Here is a 16,021-nt window from a genome sequence, read left to right on the forward strand (position 1 = left end):
GGGAGTGAAGCCGGGAGTGCTCCTTCGGTCGGGCTCCGCCCTCCCTGCGGAGCACGCCCGCTCGTTGCCCATCGACCCCCTTGGAGATATGCTTAGCCCTACATAAAGAAGACTGCCCGTGTAAACCATGTATGCGGTTTATTGTGTAAACCATGAATGGATTGCACAGAGACAAGGGCTCCGCCCGCAGTCGAACCGGTGGGGGGACGGAATCGGCGAGATTGCCACCCAGGAGATCCAGCCCGTCGTCGAGCCGGAGGGGGACAATGCGGCGTTCCGAAACCCAACAAATGCTGGTAACATGGGCGCCTTTGCGTCGATTCTTCAGCTTAACCAGGGGAATAACATGTCCCACCAGATACCGTCGGAAGACGCACCCGGCCCGACCCGGCCCGCGCGCCTGAACCCGGCTCTCCAGGAGTCGCTGAAGCGCTACTGGCGCACCAACCTGAAGATCATGATGATGTTGCTGGCCGTCTGGGCGGTCGCCGGCCTGGGTTGCGGGGTCCTCTTCGCCGATGCTCTCAACGCCTACAGCCTGGGGGGCTATCCCTTGGGTTTCTGGTTTGCCCAGCAGGGATCCATCATCGTCTTCGTGCTCCTGATACTGATCTATTCGCTGCTGCTCAACCGGCTTGACGCCAGGCACCACGCCGAGATGGAAAGGCTGAAGCAGGGCGGTGGGGAGGAGCATCCATGACCGTCAGCGGCTGGACCTTCGTTTTTGTGGGATTGAGCTTCGGCTTGTACCTGCTCATCGCCTGGCTCAGTCGGGTGCGGGACACCCAGGGTTTTTACGTGGCAGGGCGGGGGGTTCCGGCGGCGGCCAACGGCATGGCCACCGCGGCCGATTGGATGAGCGCGGCTTCCTTCATCTCCATGGCCGGGCTGATCAGCTTCATGGGATACGCCGGCGGGATGTACCTGATGGGATGGACCGGCGGCTACGTGCTGCTGGCCCTCCTGCTGGCGCCCTATCTCCGCAAGTTCGGCCACTTCACCGTCCCCGATTTCATCGGCGACCGCTACGCCTCCAATACGGCGCGCCTGGTGGCGGTGATCTCGGCGCTGTTCGTCAGCTTCACCTACGTGGCCGGGCAGATGCGCGGGGTGGGCGTGGTCTTTTCCCGCTTCCTGGAAGTGGACATCAACGTGGGCGTCGCCATCGGCATGGCCATCGTCTTCATCTACGCCACCCTTGGAGGTATGAAAGGGATCACCTGGACCCAGGTGGCCCAGTATTGGGTGTTGATCACGGCCTTCCTCATTCCCGCCATCGCCATCAGCATCCGCCTGACCGGGCATGCCTTTCCCCAGATAGGACTGGGAGCGGAGCTGCTCGAGGGCGGTTACCTGCTGGACAAGCTGGACAAGATCCATGCCGACCTCGGCTTCTCCAGCTACACGGCGGCCTTCGACGGTCCTTGGGACATGGCCAATGTCTTCCTGGTGACCCTGGCCCTGATGGCCGGCACCGCCGGTCTTCCCCACGTCATCGTGCGCTTCTACACCGTGAAGACCGTGCGGGCGGCCCGTACATCGGCCTTCTGGGCCCTGTTCTTCATTTCCCTGCTCTATCTGACGGCGCCGGCCACCGGAGCCTTCGCCCGCTATTACATGATCGACTCGCTTCAGGGCAGGACGGCCGCGCAATTGCCGGACTGGTTCCGAAGTTGGGAGAAGACCGGCCTGATCCTGTGGCTGGACGACGGCGACCGCCGGCTGCGCTACTCCGGGGGCGCGGACAACGAAATCTTCAGCTACAAGGCCGGCAGGGTGGTGGTTGGGGGTGAATCGATGTCCCTGGCTCAGATCACCCGGAGCCATCAGGAGTGGATCGCCTCAGGCGGCGCGGAGGGTCGCGACTGGCGTCCCCTGTTCCGGGAGGCCAAGCTCACCGGCCCGGACCGCGACATCATCGTGCTGGCCACTCCCGAGATGGCGGAGCTCTTCGCCTGGATTGTGGCGCTGGTGGCCGCGGGAGGACTGGCGGCAGCCCTGTCCACCGCCTCGGGGCTGCTGCTGGTCATCTCCTCGGCCGTGGCTCACGACCTCTACGCCCGGGTGATCAACCCTGCCGCCAGCGAGAAGCAACGGCTGCTGGTGGGGCGCAGCGTCATCGGGGTGGCGGTGGTGGTGGCAGGACTCTTCGGCATCTTTCCTCCCGGCTTCGTCAGCCAGGTGGTGGCCTTCGCCTTCGGCTTGGCGGCCGCCTCCTTCTTTCCGGCCATCGTCCTGGGCATCTTCCACAAACGGGTGGGGACGGTGCCGGCCGTGGCTGGGATGATCGTGGGCCTGGCCTTCACCAGCTTCTACATCGTGGCCAGCGTCTACGGAGGAATGGCCCCCTGGACCTTCGGCGTCTTCGAGAAGGGGATCAGCCCTCAGGGCATCGGAGCCATCGGCATGGCTCTCAATTTCCTGGTGACGCTAGGACTGACGCCCTTCTGCCGGGAGCCGAGCGACGAAGTCAAGAACCTGGTGGATTCGGTGCGCGAGCCCGAGGGTTAGCCCGCCTTTCTCACCAGGTCGCTGGATTCATAATGAACGGCCATTTATTTTCAGCAACTTGTTGGTCCGAGTGGAATGCCTCGCAGTGACACACGGTGCTGGGCGCGCCCTGGCTTGTCCTTTTCCCCTCAGCGCGCACAGGCTCCCTCGACCGTAGAAACCGCTACGCTCTTCGGTCGCGAGCACGCGCTGAGGGGAAAAGGCCTGCGCCATCATCACGCCCCCTGGTGAGAAAGGCGGGCGAGACCCCGGCGGTGGCCATCGAGTCCGCTTCCGAGCATTGACGACCGACAGGCGCCGGGGGGTTGGGGAGGAGAACTGTCAGGAGTTCTTCAGGGCGGCCGCAACCAGGGAATCGAAGTTGTCCTTGATGTACTTCGGGTTGCGGGGGATCCTCGTGGACCGCGCGGCTTGGTTGGAGGGCTTCTCCGGGCTGCACTGGTGAGAATCGGTCACCAGTTCCTTGACGGTAAGTCCCCGGTTGCATTTGGGGCAAGTCACAAACATTCAATACGCTCCTTCAATCGATCACATCATGCCGGCAGGCGCCAGAGCTTGTCCCGTTTCAACCGGGGACAGTGACGTGCCTCCTACCAAGATGTCTTTTCCGTGCGGAAAGTTGCATCGTCTCAGGATGAATCCTGATGGGAGGAACGGCTGCCTGGTGGGGAAGCGTTAAGGATCCTGCCGGGAGGGTCTCTCTAAAAACTCCTGCTCGTCGTCGGTGGGAAAACCGAATTGCAACCAGACCGAGTCGATCGCCACATCACTTCGGCGATGCACCGCCCCGGTCCAATTTTGAGCCGGCGGTGCGAGGGGATCAAGGGCTCTTGGTCTTCCCCTGGGCCGACAGCAGCTTCTTCAGACCTTCTCCCGTCGGCACGTTGATGAACAGTATACCCAAAATCTCCTCGCTGGTGTTACGAATTTCGTGCTCGGCTCCGGGAGGGACATAGAGCACGTCCTCCCTCGCCACCGGATGGTTGCGGCCGTCAATGCGAGCCTGGCCACTTCCCCGGGTCACCACCAGGATCTCTTCGGCATCGGGGTGGATGTGGAGTTCGGCCACATGACGCCCCCCGGGCGGGATCATCATGTGGTGGACGAACTGGGTCGTCTGCAGGCATGTTCGCTCCTCCGGCGCCTCGGTTTCATAAAGCCTTCGTACCGGGGCCGGAATTTCCGCCCGGTTGCGCCGGCTTCCGTCGCTCTGAGCGACGCTGAACTCGATAACCCGATGGGGGTTGTTGAAAAGCAGGCTTTGAATCCCGCTGTAAGCTTGAGTCTTCCAATTGGCCAGCGTCATTTTCGTGTCCTCGTCGGTTCCGGTCTCTGTCCCGGAAATTCCGAACCCCCGGAACCACCGGGTCCGGCGGCATCATAGTCGAGTCCGATCGACGGACCCAACTCTTTTCCCCATCCCGCTTCCGGGGCCGGATCTGTGTTAGCATCCTCTCCGACCCTTGTCGGACCCACTCCCTGTAAGCCATGACCCCAAGCCCAAGCGCCCTCGCCCGCCTCAAGGAGCTGGCCCTGGTTTTCCTGAAGCTGGGAGTCCTGGGCTTCGGGGGGCCGGCGGCCCACATCGCCATGATGGAAGAGGAGGTGGTGGCGCGGCGCGGCTGGCTGACGCGCCAGCGCTTCCTGGATCTGTTGGGCGCCACCAACCTGATCCCCGGTCCCAACTCAACCGAGATGGCCATCCATCTCGGCTATGTCAGAGCCGGTTGGAGCGGCCTGGCGGTTGCGGGGATCTGCTTCATTTTGCCTGCTGTAGGCTTGACGGCCGGCCTGGCCTGGATATACGTCCATTTTGGCCAACTTCCCCAGGTCGCACCCTGGCTGTTGGGGATCAAGCCGGCCGTGGTGGCCATCATCGCGGTTTCCGTCTGGCGGCTGGGGAAGAAGGCCTGCAAGACCTGGTCGCTCGGGGTCATCGGCGCCGCCGTTCTGGCAGCTTCCCTGCTGCAGGTCAACGAGGTGGCCGCCCTGCTGCTGGGGGGCGTGGCCGGCATGCTCTGGTTGCGGGTGCCCCAGGCGTTTCGATCACGACGGGGAAAGATTGTTCCGGTGGTCGCGGGAGCCTGGTTGGGACAATGGGGGAGCAAGAACGTCGGGGTGTTGCTGGCCGCCGCGGGTGCAGGCGGGGCGGGAGCAGCCTCGGCCTCGTTGTGGAAGCTGGGCCTCTTCTTCCTGAAGGTCGGCGCCGTCCTCTACGGAAGCGGTTACGTGCTGGTTGCGTTTCTGCAGGGCGGCCTGGTCCACGAATATGGCTGGCTGACTCAGCAGGAGCTGCTGGACGCCATTGCCATCGGTCAGTTCACCCCTGGACCCGTTTTATCCACCGCAACCTTCATCGGCTACATGATCGCCGGAGCCGGTGGGGCGGCGGTGGCGACCACTGCCATTTTCGCTCCCTCCTTCCTCTTTGTCGCCCTGGTCAATCCCTGGATTCCCCGCCTGCGCAATTCACCCTGGACGGCTGCCTTTCTGGACGCGGTCAACGTCAGCGCCGTGGCGCTGATGGCGGCCGTGACCGTGAAGCTGGGCCAGGCCACTCTCACCGCCTGGCCGGTCTGGCTGATCGCCGTGGCGGCCACCCTGATCGGTCTCCGCTGGAAAGTGAACCTGGCCTGGGTCGTGGTCGGGGGCGGCGTGCTGGGATGGCTGCTGTCGCTGGTTGCGACCTGACCGGCGGCCTTGCGGCCGATGTTTCCTCCCCTTCCCGGTCCCGCTCACATAACCGTTGACAGAATATTTAGCCTTATCTAAACTTTATTTTAAGCTTGCAAAAGCTTGGATGAACAGGCGGGCGAGCATGCTTCCGAGGAAGAGATTGGGCCCGATGGCTCCAGGAGGACAGGGGGATGCGGCGGAGTGTCCCAGGCAGGCGTTTCACCGGCAATTCCCGGCAATCCTCGAGCCGGGAAAATCTCCTGCCACCCGCCATGGCATTGGCGGGAATCCAGGCGATGGTCTATTCAATCCTTTCTGGAATCCTGCTGATTCTCACCGTCCCCTGGCAGGCCAGGGCTCAGGCAACCGCGCAACTGAGCGGAACGGTGGTCGATCCGCTGGGAGCCCCCGTCTCCGGCGCCAATGTCCGTTTGACCAATTTCCTGACCGGTTTCGAGCGCCAAACCACCACACGTTCCGGTGGCTCCTTCCAGATCGTCAACGTTCCCTTCCAGACCTATGAGCTGCAGGTAAGCCATTCCGGCTTCGCCACCCACACCCAGGCCGTTCAACTTCGCTCCAACGTCCCCGTCCTCATCCCGGTCCAGCTCTCGCTGGCGACTCAACAAGAGGCCATTGACGTCTCCCTGGTGGAGCGAATCACGCTGATCGATACCGAGGCCACCGGGACCCGCACCGAGCTCAACCGCGCGGCCATCGAGCAAATGCCCGTCCAGGCCGGGGCCCGAGGACTGGAGGGAATCCTGCTCAACTTCCCCGGGTTCGCCGCCAATGCCAACGGAGCCGTTCATCCCCGGGGAGCCCACAATCAGATGACCTATGTGGTCGACGGCATGCCCATCAGCGATCAATTCACCGGCTCGTTCGCGACCTCCATCGATCCATCCATGGTGCAATCCCTCGAGCTTTACACCGGGGACATTCCGCCGGACTACGGCAGCAAGGTTTCGGGGGTGGCCAACATCACTACCCATTCGGGCTTCGATGGGGGAGGCGATTTCTTCGGGATGCTCGAGCTCGGCGCCGCCCAGTTCGACACCGGATCGGCCATCCTGCAGCTGGGCGGGGCCGGGGAAAAGCTGGGTTACTTCGGCTCGGTGTCGGCCGTGAAGAGCAATCGTTTCCTCGACAGCCCCTCGCTCGACAACCTCCACAACGGCGGCAACGCCGAGCGCGGCTTCCTGCGGCTGGACTACCACGCCACCCCCAAGGACAGTCTTCGGGTGAGCCTGCTGGCCGGGCGCTCGTCCTTCCAGTTGGCCAACCTGAGGTCCCAGCACCTGAACGGCCAGCAACAGAGGCGCCACTTGCGCGACGCGGCGGTTTCGCTGGGCTGGGTCCGCCTGATCTCTCCCTCGACCACCTTCGATTCCACCACCTCCTACCGAACCACGGTGGCCCAACTCTTCCCCAGCCCGGGAGACACTCCGGTGACGGCCTCGCTGGCCCGGCACCTGTCGACCTTCTCCACCTTCAACCGCTTCAACCTCCTGCGCGGCCGGCACCATTGGAAGATCGGCTTCGACTACCAGTATTTTCCGGTCAGCGAGAACTTCTTTTTCGCAATTACCGACTCCGGCTTCAACCCTCCTGTGTCGCGGGACTTCAATCCCAACCTGGCTCCCTTCGACCTCACCCGAGGCGGGCGTTGGTTCCGCTTTACCGACAGGGGGGCCGGCCAACTGCAGACCGTCTTTCTGCAGGACCGCATCAAGCTGGGCCGGTTCCAGCTCAACCTGGGCGGTCGCTACGATCGCTACCGATTCCTGACGGTTGGATCTCAATTCCAGCCCCGCCTGGGTGTGGCCTACCATCTCAGAGAGACCGGAACCGTGCTGCGGGCCTCCTACAACCGGAACTACCAGACTCCGCCTAACGAAAACCTGCTGCTGTCCAACTCGGTTGCGTCCGGACGCTTGGCCCCTCCGGATGTGAGGCGCGACCTCAGCGGCGGGGTCATCCTGATCGGTCCCCAGCGCCAGAACGTCTACGAGGTGGGGCTGCAGCAGAGGTTGGCCGACCGGGCCAGTCTGAACGCCGTGTTTTTTCACAAGGATTCCCGCGATCTGCAGGACAATGACAACTTCCTCAATACCGGAATCATCTTCCCCACCTCGCTGGCCCGCTCCAACGTCAACGGATTCGAGACCCGGCTCACCCTCCCGGAAATTCACCGGTTCGGCGGCTCGGTCAGCACCACCCACTATCACGTGGTTGTCACCCCGCCCTTTACCGGCGGCCTCTTCCTGGGCAGTGCCACGCTGGACCTCTTGAGCGAAGGGCCCTTCGTGATCGACCACGACCAGAAACTGGCGGTCAGCGGCCTGCTCACCTACCGCCCGCGCCGGAACTGGTGGACGAGCTGGCAGGTTCGCTACGACAGTGGTCTGGTGCCCAATCCCTCCGACCCGGCCCAGGTGGCCCGGGACCCGGACTACTTCGATCAATTGCCCCTGGTCAACCTGACCTCGGACCCGCCTCGGGTCAAGGCCAGGACTATCCTGGATGCTACCGTCGGCTACCGGCATATTCGCGGCGACCGCCGCGTCTGGGACCTGGTTTTCCAGGCGGCCAACCTGACCAATCGCACGGCGCTCTACAACTTCCAATCCGTCTTTGTAGGGACCCGCGTGGTACAGCCCCGCACCTTGAGCGCCAAGGTCCGCTGGTACTGGTAACACCGACACGACAGCTCCGGGGAGGTTGTTGAATCAAAGCGATTCGACAGAGGCTGATCGAAGTTATTCCAGTAATTCAACAACGTCCCCTATTCACTACCTGCGGAATTTTGCAAAGGGCTCCATATATAATGGTCTCCGTCCTATTTCCGGCGGCTCCGCGGACATGCGGGCCGCCCCTCCTCAGAAGGGAGCCCCGCTCATGAGCATTCCCCCCTACGATCCCAGCTTCTTGCAGGACCTCCAGTGGCGCTGCATCGGCCCCCCGCGCGGCGGCCGGGTGGTGGCCGTGGCGGGTGACCCGGTGGAACCCATGACCGCCTATTTCGGAGCCGTGGCCGGTGGAGTGTGGAAGACCACCGACGGGGGCACCTACTGGGAGAACGTCTCCGACGGCTTCTTGAACACCTCCTCCATCGGCGCCCTGGCAGTGGCTCCCTCGGACCCCAACGTCATCTACGCCGGCACCGGCGAAACCACCATCCGCCTGGACGTCTCCTACGGGGACGGGGTCTACAAGTCCACCGACGCAGGCAAGACCTGGACCCACCTGGGACTGGAGGAGACTCGGCACATCGGCGAGATCCGCGTCCATCCGAACGATCCCGACCTGGTCTACGTGGCAGCCCTGGGCCACGCCTTCGGCCCCAACCCGGAACGGGGCGTCTACCGCTCCAGGGACGGCGGCCGCAACTGGGAGAAGGTGCTCTACCGCAGCCCCAAGGCCGGTGCGGTGGATCTGGCCATGGACGCCAACAACCCCCGCCTGCTCTACGCCTCCATCTGGGAGACCTACCGTAACTTCTGGTCCCTCTCCAGCGGGGGACCCGACAGCGGCCTTTTCAAGTCCACCGACGGCGGCGACACCTGGACCGAGATCAGCGACAACGAGGGGCTGCCCAAGGGGATCAAGGGAAAGATCGGCGTGGCTGTCTCACCGGCCCAGGCGGACCGGGTCTGGGCCATCGTGGAATCGCAGCAGGAAGGCCTCTACCGGTCGGATGACGGCGGACAGCGGTGGCAGCGGGTCAGCGACAACCGCGACCTGATCCACCGGCCCTGGTACTACTGCCACGTCTTCGCCGACCCCTGCCACGCCGACACCGTCTACGTCACCAACCTCAAGATGTGGAAGTCCACCGACGGCGGCCGCCGCTTCGAGCAGGTGACCACCCCCCACGGAGACAACCACGACCTTTGGATCGACCCGAAGGATCCCCGTCACCTGGTTCAGGGGAACGACGGGGGCGCCTGTGTCTCCTTCAACGGCGGCCGGAGCTGGTCGAACATCTACAACCAGCTCACGGCGCAGCTCTACCGCATCGATATCGACAACCAATACCCCTACCGGGTCTACGCCACCCAGCAGGACAACGCCTCCATTTGCGTTCCCAGCGCCACCGAGTACGGCGCCATCGCCTGGGGCCACTGCTTTTCCCCCGGCACCGGGGAGAGCGGATTCATCGCCGTCCACCCCGAGAACCCGGACATCGTCTATCTGGGGGCGATAGGGAGCTCGCCGGGGGGCAACGGGGTGTTGCAGCGTTATGATCGCAAGACCGGGCAGATCCGCCTGGTGAACGTCTGGCCCGAGGAGTCGACGGGCTGGGCGCCCAAAGACCTCAAGTACCGCTTCGCCTGGACCTATCCCATCGCCATTTCACCCCACGATCCCAACGTGCTCTATGCCGGCGGAAACCTCCTTTTCCGCAGCCTCGACGGCGGCGGCAGTTGGGAAGCCATCAGTCCGGACCTGTCCCGGAACGACCCCACCAAGCTGGAGGCTTCCGGGGGGCCCGTCACCAAGGACGCCAGCGGCGCTGAAGGGTATGCCACCCTCTCCACCTTCGTGGAGTCGAAGCACGAGCCGGGCGTGTTCTGGGCAGGCACCGACGATGGACTGGTCCATCTCTCCCGAGACGGTGGCGGCAACTGGGACAACATCACTCCGCCGGAGCTTCCGGAATGGTCCTACGTGGGTTGCGTGGAGGTCTCCCCCCTGGACCCGGCCTCGGCTTATGTCTCCGCCACCCGTTACAAGCTGGACGACTACCGCCCCTACCTCTACAAGACCGAAGACTACGGCCGGAGCTGGCGCAGCGTCACCGGGGACTTTCCCCAGGACCAGATCACCCGGGTGGTGAGAGCCGACCCCGTCCGTGCGGGCCTGCTTTTCGTCGGCACCGAGACCGGGGTCTTCGTCACCTTCGACGACGGAGAACACTGGCAGCCGCTGCGGAACAATCTCCCGGTGGTGCCGGTCTACGACCTCAAGATCAAGGACTCCGACCTGGTGGCCGGCACCCACGGGCGTTCCTTCTGGATCCTGGACGACTTGACCCCCTTGCGCCGGCTGGACGCCCAGGCCGCCGGGGCCGCCGCCGGCCTGTTCCCTCCCCGTCCCACCTATCGCACCCGGCTGAACTGGAGCGTCAACATGTTCGCCGACAAGGGAAAGAACTACATGTTGGGACTGGGGGGCAACGCCTGCTACTACCAGGATGAGACCTCCGAGGGCGAAGCGGTTCGCCGCTTCCTGGACGCCGGCCAGAACCCGCCCTCGGGTGTCATCGTCTACTACCTGCTGGCCGAGGCGCCCGGCGAGCCCATCGCCTTGACCTTTCTCGACGCCGACGGCCGCGAGATCAAGACCTTCACCAGCAAGCCGGAGGAGTCGGAGCAGGACGAAGGCGCGGAGGCCTCTGCCAAGGCAGACCGTTACATCACCGCTTGTCCCGGACTGAACCGGTTCGTCTGGGACATGCACTACCCCGACGCCGAGAAAGTGGAGGAACGGGACAAAGACCAGTCCACCCTCTTCGGCACGCGCGAGAAAAGCGGGAACGGCCCCCTGGCACCTCCCGGCGCCTATGGGGTCCGTCTGACCGCGGGCGGGCGGACCTGTACCGAAAGCTTCGAGATCCTCAAGGACCCCCGGGTGGAGGCAACGCCCGAGGACTTTCAGGCACAGTTCGAGTTGTGGTGCAGAATCCGGGACAAGCTCTCGGAGACCAATGGGGCCATCAACCGCACCCGCCGCCTGCAAGAGCAACTGGCCGAGTGGACGCGGCGCTCCGGGAAGGTGAGCCAAGGTGAGCAGGAAGGGCCGAGTCCCGTCTCCGAAAAAGCCAAGACCCTGAGAGATCAACTGGATTCCATCGAAAAGGCCTTGATACAGACCAAGGACAAGACCCCCTTCGACCGGCTGCGCCACCCCAACCGCCTGAACGCCAAGCTGGGGGGCCTGGTGGCCGTGGTCGGCATTGCCGATGCCGCCCCGCCCAGGCAGGCCTACGAGGTCTTTGACGAAATCTGCGCCCAGATCGACGTTCAGATCGCCCGGCTGCGGGAACTGTGCCAAGGCGAGGCGGCCTCCTTCAACAAACTGGCCCGCGAGGCGGGATTTGCGCCGCTGGAAATCGAGTAGGACTCCTGGCGCCAGCCAGGGGGGGCAGCGAGCCGCGAATGCGGCGACTAAACCAAAAAACTTGTACCTGCTCATTATAATAGACTTAATGTGGATTGTTCTGTTTCAATCCCCTCATTGAATCCCTCTCATTGAACCGGAATCCACTGGGCTATCTTGGATGTTGGCAGACAGGTCAGCCGAGTTTCAATCCTGAGTCCGAGGCCTTCAAGCGGAATGGCACGCTGCCCGTGCTGCAATTCAGGCCTTCAATAAACCTCACCGCCTCCCCGGCAGGGGGCACACTCCCCGGCCCGCCTCGAAATTTGAGTAGGGATGAAGGGTTTCTGCAACATCCGCCTGCACCGCGCAGGTAGGCACGCTTTTGCCAACCCGGCAGGTCTGCAATTCGCCTGGGTCTCGCTCCGTCAGCCAAGCCTCGCCTACACCACCACCAGTAGGCCCCAAGCAGACTCAGGCAGTCCTAAACTATTCCCTTCCCCTAAAAAAGTTGTAATCGATCCCCGTTTCGCATGTTTATATGGGTATAGATACAAAAGTCGCATCTACCGTGTGTTAAGGAGGAGGTCAAGTCATGAGATCGCAACCGATGATCGTTTTGACGCTGATGGTGTTTATGGGGGGATCTGCAATCGCACTCGGCGGCGAAACTCCAGCAGACAGGGGCGCTGGCTGCGCCGAGTGGAATACGGTGGATTTCTTCAAACAGGCTTCGGTCGAGGAGGTCACAGCCTGCCTGGAATCAGGAGCCGATCCCAACGACAGGGATGCAAAGGGGCGTATCCCGCTGCATCTGGCCGCCGCACACACCCAACGTCCCGCCGTCATCGCTGCGCTGATCCAAGCGGGCGCAGACTTCAGATCAGTGGGCCGAAATGGGGAGAATCCGCTGCATAGGGCCGCCGCCATAAACGAAAACCCCGGCGTGGTCGCCGCCCTGCTCGAGGCCGGCGCCAACCCGAGGGCCCGGGCCCATGGCAAACACGGCAGGACACCCCTCGACATGGCGGCGGAACAGAACACGAATCCCGAGGTCCTGGACGCCCTGCTCAAGGCGGGAGCCGACCCGAAGTCGAAAAACAGGTTCGGCTTGACCCCCCTCCATTTTGCGGCCCGAGGGAACTCGAATCCAGCCATCATCACCGCTCTGGTGAAAGCCGGCGCTGATCCCAACGCCCACGGCGACAAGTATCCCAGCCGGCAGACCCCCCTGTTCCACGCTATCGAGTGGGGGGCTCATCCGGCCATTGTTTCTGCTCTGGTGGAAGCCGGCGCCGACCCCAATGCACGAACAGGAACATTTCGGGTCGGAAAGACTCCGCTGACCCAGGCAATCAAGTCCAACGCCCATCCCGAAGTCATTGACATCCTGATAGAGGCGGGCGGGGACCCGAAGAAACGGGATTGGTCACCTGTGTTGAACCCAGTCACATTGCCCCTGGTCGCGGCTATGGTCGTGTATATCGTAAACTGAGCGCAAAGCGCCTGAGGCAAGCCAACGCCCGTCCAACCCGTTCAGGGCATCTGTGGTCTGCTGTTGTTCGAGTCGGCTTCCTGGCCGACTCAACAGCCTTCCCGCCAGGAATCACGGTCGAGGGAGCGACCCCCGGAGGGGGAGGGTTAACCGTGAACTGTGAGGTGAAACGGCCAACCCTCCACACTGGGCTTCCATCGATGGCTCAACCGCCGAGGCACACGTCCCCCTTAAGTGTTCCAGGACACAAGGTCGCTCTCGGTTGCTCTCGGCGGTCTGCCCAACCTCTACGCGATTATCCGCAATAGGTCCTTCTCGGAAAGGTACAGGGTCGCTCCCTCCACTTTCTCCCCTCCCGTGCGGCGCGCCGTTGCGCTGGGCGGGACGAGGACCCGCGAGGCGCAGCCTCGCTTCGCGTTCCCTTAGCGGACGAGGGGAATCCGTGTGATCCTGTGCCTGGTGCGGCATTTCGGGAAAGTCCCAAACCACAACGGCGAGGGCTCCACCCTTTGACAGCAAAGCGTCTAGGGTGTCGAAATCGGGAAACGGCTGAGTGAACATCGCTGCGTTGTAGCCGTTTCACCCATACGACGCCACGTCCTTGCCCCCGGAGGCGGAAATCGTCGATCAATGCTGCCGCTGTTGGCCAACTCCACAGGGCTCATGCTCAAGCGGCGACTGAAGGACACCGGGCAGCCCCCGTCCCCCGACCAACAGCTCTCGACGAAGTGCGCGCCACCCGCAACCATGGCGACCAGTCCACAGGCCTCCGACCACCCTCCGAAGGTGCGATAGCATCCTTGACTATGAAAAATGACAACCCCTTGTTTCCGGTCGTCTCTGAAAAGATGGGGCTTCGGCATGTCGCGTCCAAGGCCAGCTGTCCATAAGAGTCGCTACGTCGCGGCTGAGTGTACTCTCCGGGCTTTGGAACCCAAGAGTACGGTACGTTAAGCTGATCCTCTAGTGAGAGAATCCCTGAGTGTCGTCAAGGGCTTGTTTAATAGGATCGTGCGAGAGGATCAGTGGGATTGGTTTGGGAATTTTATACGGAAGTCCCGGATCAACCGTCGGCATCAGAGAAACCGGGTCCAGGTTCATCCGGAACCAATTTGTGAATTCTTATCGGATGTTCGGTTCCCAGGTCGGGTTCCCGTTCGGATGAAGGCTGCAGTGACTTGGTATGCACGTAGTGTGCCACTCCAATAAATGCACCAAGAATGAGTAGTAGAGGCAGCAGGGGAGATAGAACCATCCCAAGAAGGTTCGATAGTGAACCGAGGGTGAGCAGAATCACCATGAATGTAGCAACTGGCTTTTTCATGCGAATTGGTGAGGTTGCCCGCTCTCTCCTCCCGCACCGTTGGTCTAAACTTCTGGCACAAATAGAGGAACGGAGTTTTGGACAGCCTCGCAGAAACTACGCCGCCTCTGACTTGGGGTGCTCGGTTGTAATCAGAGTAACAGGTTCAAGCACAGATCGGGCGATCTGCTCAAGTGTCACGACCGAACCATCGGCATTGTTCAACGGTGGTTCGACCGGCTCAACTTCTGCCTTTGTCGGCTGGTAGAGGTTCGGAACAAGCCGAACCTCTTTGCGGCGGGTTTTGGTCGACATTGTGTTCTGCCTTGGTGTGTTCTGCCACTATCGTATCGCTTACAAAAAACTCTGTGATGATCTTCTCGCCTGATTCAGTTTTCGACCGAAATACCACCAGCGCTGCCGGTTTGGAAGGAATATCCGGTTCGGGCAGTTACGAGCTTACTGTGAATGTGCCGCCGGCTGCATGAAATCTCCCAATCAGTTTTTTGCTGTCTCCCTTCACCTGGTAGACCCTGACCTCGACTTCCCTCAAATCCGGGCAAGGTTCTCTGGATGTGTTGCATCCGACCGCGAGCAGAACGAAAATTACCGTTAGCAGTTTCATGGTGGTCCTCGCTATTCATCCACCCATGATGCGACAAAAAGCAGAATTACTTCTTCGGCTTCTTCCACTGGTCTCCGTAGTTCGCCTCTAGACGGCGCTGCATGAGCCTGTCTCGGTGCCGGACTGCCCAGACTTCTCTGATCAGCACGAACATCTTGTAGAACAGCTTTCTCACGTTCGCTCACCTCCTTTTGACTTCTCCAGCTCGAGCTCCTAGCGCTCCAGCTCCTCCTCGTAGAATTCCCTGATGGTTCTCCCATAGGAAAAGAGGAACTCCATCACCAGCCAGGCCAGCAGCACCCAAAAGATAATCACCTGTCCACCTTTCCAAGAGCATTTAACTGAACCCTGACAAGAGACCATCAACACCCTTCGGAAGATTGTCTCTCTCTACGACGAAAATTCTATAAAGGGGAAGATTCTTGACGTCGCTGCCCCGCCATCTTTCGACGATGGCGCTCATTACGGATTTGCCCTGCCCTCCCACAAACAACTGGTAGAGGCGATTATCAATTGCCAAAAGGCAAAGTCCCAGGAAAAAGCTCAATATGTAGATGCTATCAACGCTGGGGTAGACCCTGCAAGAATGCCCCAGCCCGTCGAGTGCATCGACAATCATTCACAACTGCTTAACCCCAAGGGTTGGAGTTGAATGTTTCGTACTAGGTCATTTAGAAACAGCACCTTAGGAATGTAAACGGGCTATAGGTGAGCCACCCCCGTTTTGTCAGTGGGCCACCTCTACGACGCCACGGCCTTGACCCCCGGAGGCGGAAATCGTCGATCATTTCGCGGCCGTTGGAGCCCGGGGGTGCCTGCTCCCATTGGACGACCTTCTCCATGACGACATCGAAGCCGCCATGGCGTTCGACGGTGCCCCAATCGGTATGAGTGATGGCTTGGCGGAACATGAGGACCTCTTTGTCGTCCTCGCCCATGTCTCCGGCCGGCCAGGGCACTGGCCCGATCGTTGCGGCGCGGGCATCCGTCTTCAGGCCGGGCAACTCCTTGCGGCAAGGCCGGGAGTCTTTCCATGGCCCTCCCATACGGTCCACCGGCATCCGCTGTCGTCCATAAGTGTCCGAATAATCAGTCACTTGTCCCGATCCAGGGCCTTGACTCAACCGATCCCGACTCGATAGGATTGCTGTTGCTTCCACAGCCTTGGAGGGGAGGAGGATGTTGTGAGGAGACCTCACCGTCGGGGATCGGGACCCGCATGCGGTCGCGTTCTCCGGAAGAGGAGGGAGCGGGTCCGGGCGCGCTTCCTGTCGCGAGGCGGGGACAGCGGGGCCGGTGCCGCAAC

Annotated in this window: 10 protein-coding genes; 6 read left to right on the forward strand and 4 right to left on the reverse strand. The window is 62.0% G+C overall.

Annotated elements, in window-relative coordinates; all coding sequences use genetic code 11:
• The first annotated feature begins 400 nt into the window (after positions 1–400).
• Positions 401–700 (forward strand): DUF4212 domain-containing protein, encoded by a 300-nt coding sequence (locus OXI69_06945; GenBank protein ID MDE2665869.1) that lies wholly within the window; start codon positions 401–403, stop codon positions 698–700.
• Complete coding sequence (locus tag OXI69_06950; protein MDE2665870.1) at positions 697–2,511, forward strand: cation acetate symporter; 1,815 nt, start codon at positions 697–699, stop codon at positions 2,509–2,511. The genes OXI69_06945 and OXI69_06950 overlap by 4 nt, the downstream gene beginning before the upstream one ends.
• Before the next feature lie 321 nt (positions 2,512–2,832).
• Here the strand turns inward: OXI69_06950 and OXI69_06955 are convergent, their stop codons facing one another.
• Positions 2,833–3,018 carry a hypothetical protein gene (locus tag OXI69_06955; GenBank protein MDE2665871.1) on the reverse strand — a complete coding sequence of 62 codons (186 nt, stop codon included), beginning with the start codon at positions 3,016–3,018 and terminating at the stop codon, positions 2,833–2,835.
• A 313-nt stretch (positions 3,019–3,331) separates the two neighbouring features.
• Entirely contained in the window at positions 3,332–3,817 is a 486-nt protein-coding gene (locus tag OXI69_06960; GenBank protein ID MDE2665872.1) for a cupin domain-containing protein, read from the reverse strand.
• Between the two features lie 182 nt (positions 3,818–3,999).
• On the opposite strand from OXI69_06960, the gene chrA reads away from it, so the two are divergent.
• The 4 genes from chrA to OXI69_06980 all read left to right on the forward strand — a co-directional run bounded on the left by chrA (position 4,000) and on the right by OXI69_06980 (position 12,787).
• On the forward strand, positions 4,000–5,202 hold the full coding sequence (chrA, locus tag OXI69_06965; protein ID MDE2665873.1) for a chromate efflux transporter: 1,203 nt from the start codon (positions 4,000–4,002) through the stop codon (positions 5,200–5,202).
• Between the two features lie 176 nt (positions 5,203–5,378).
• Positions 5,379–7,886 carry a TonB-dependent receptor gene (locus OXI69_06970; GenBank protein ID MDE2665874.1) on the forward strand — a complete coding sequence of 836 codons (2,508 nt, stop codon included), beginning with the start codon at positions 5,379–5,381 and terminating at the stop codon, positions 7,884–7,886.
• A gap of 202 nt (positions 7,887–8,088) precedes the next feature.
• Positions 8,089–11,313, forward strand: coding sequence for a glycosyl hydrolase (locus OXI69_06975; protein MDE2665875.1), 3,225 nt, complete (start codon positions 8,089–8,091; stop codon positions 11,311–11,313).
• A gap of 574 nt (positions 11,314–11,887) precedes the next feature.
• Positions 11,888–12,787, forward strand: a complete 900-nt coding sequence (locus tag OXI69_06980) for an ankyrin repeat domain-containing protein (protein ID MDE2665876.1) — start codon at positions 11,888–11,890, stop codon at positions 12,785–12,787.
• A gap of 1,420 nt (positions 12,788–14,207) precedes the next feature.
• On the opposite strand, the gene OXI69_06985 is transcribed toward OXI69_06980, so the two are convergent.
• The gene (locus OXI69_06985) at positions 14,208–14,405 is read right to left on the reverse strand and encodes a hypothetical protein (protein MDE2665877.1); all 198 of its coding nucleotides are present in this window, start codon (positions 14,403–14,405) and stop codon (positions 14,208–14,210) included.
• A 356-nt stretch (positions 14,406–14,761) separates the two neighbouring features.
• On the reverse strand, positions 14,762–14,890 hold the full coding sequence (locus OXI69_06990; protein ID MDE2665878.1) for a hypothetical protein: 129 nt from the start codon (positions 14,888–14,890) through the stop codon (positions 14,762–14,764).
• Between the last annotated feature and the right edge of the window lie 1,131 nt (positions 14,891–16,021).

This window comes from Acidobacteriota bacterium (genome assembly GCA_028875575.1).
Classification (GTDB): Bacteria; Acidobacteriota; Terriglobia; order Versatilivoradales; family Versatilivoraceae; genus Versatilivorator.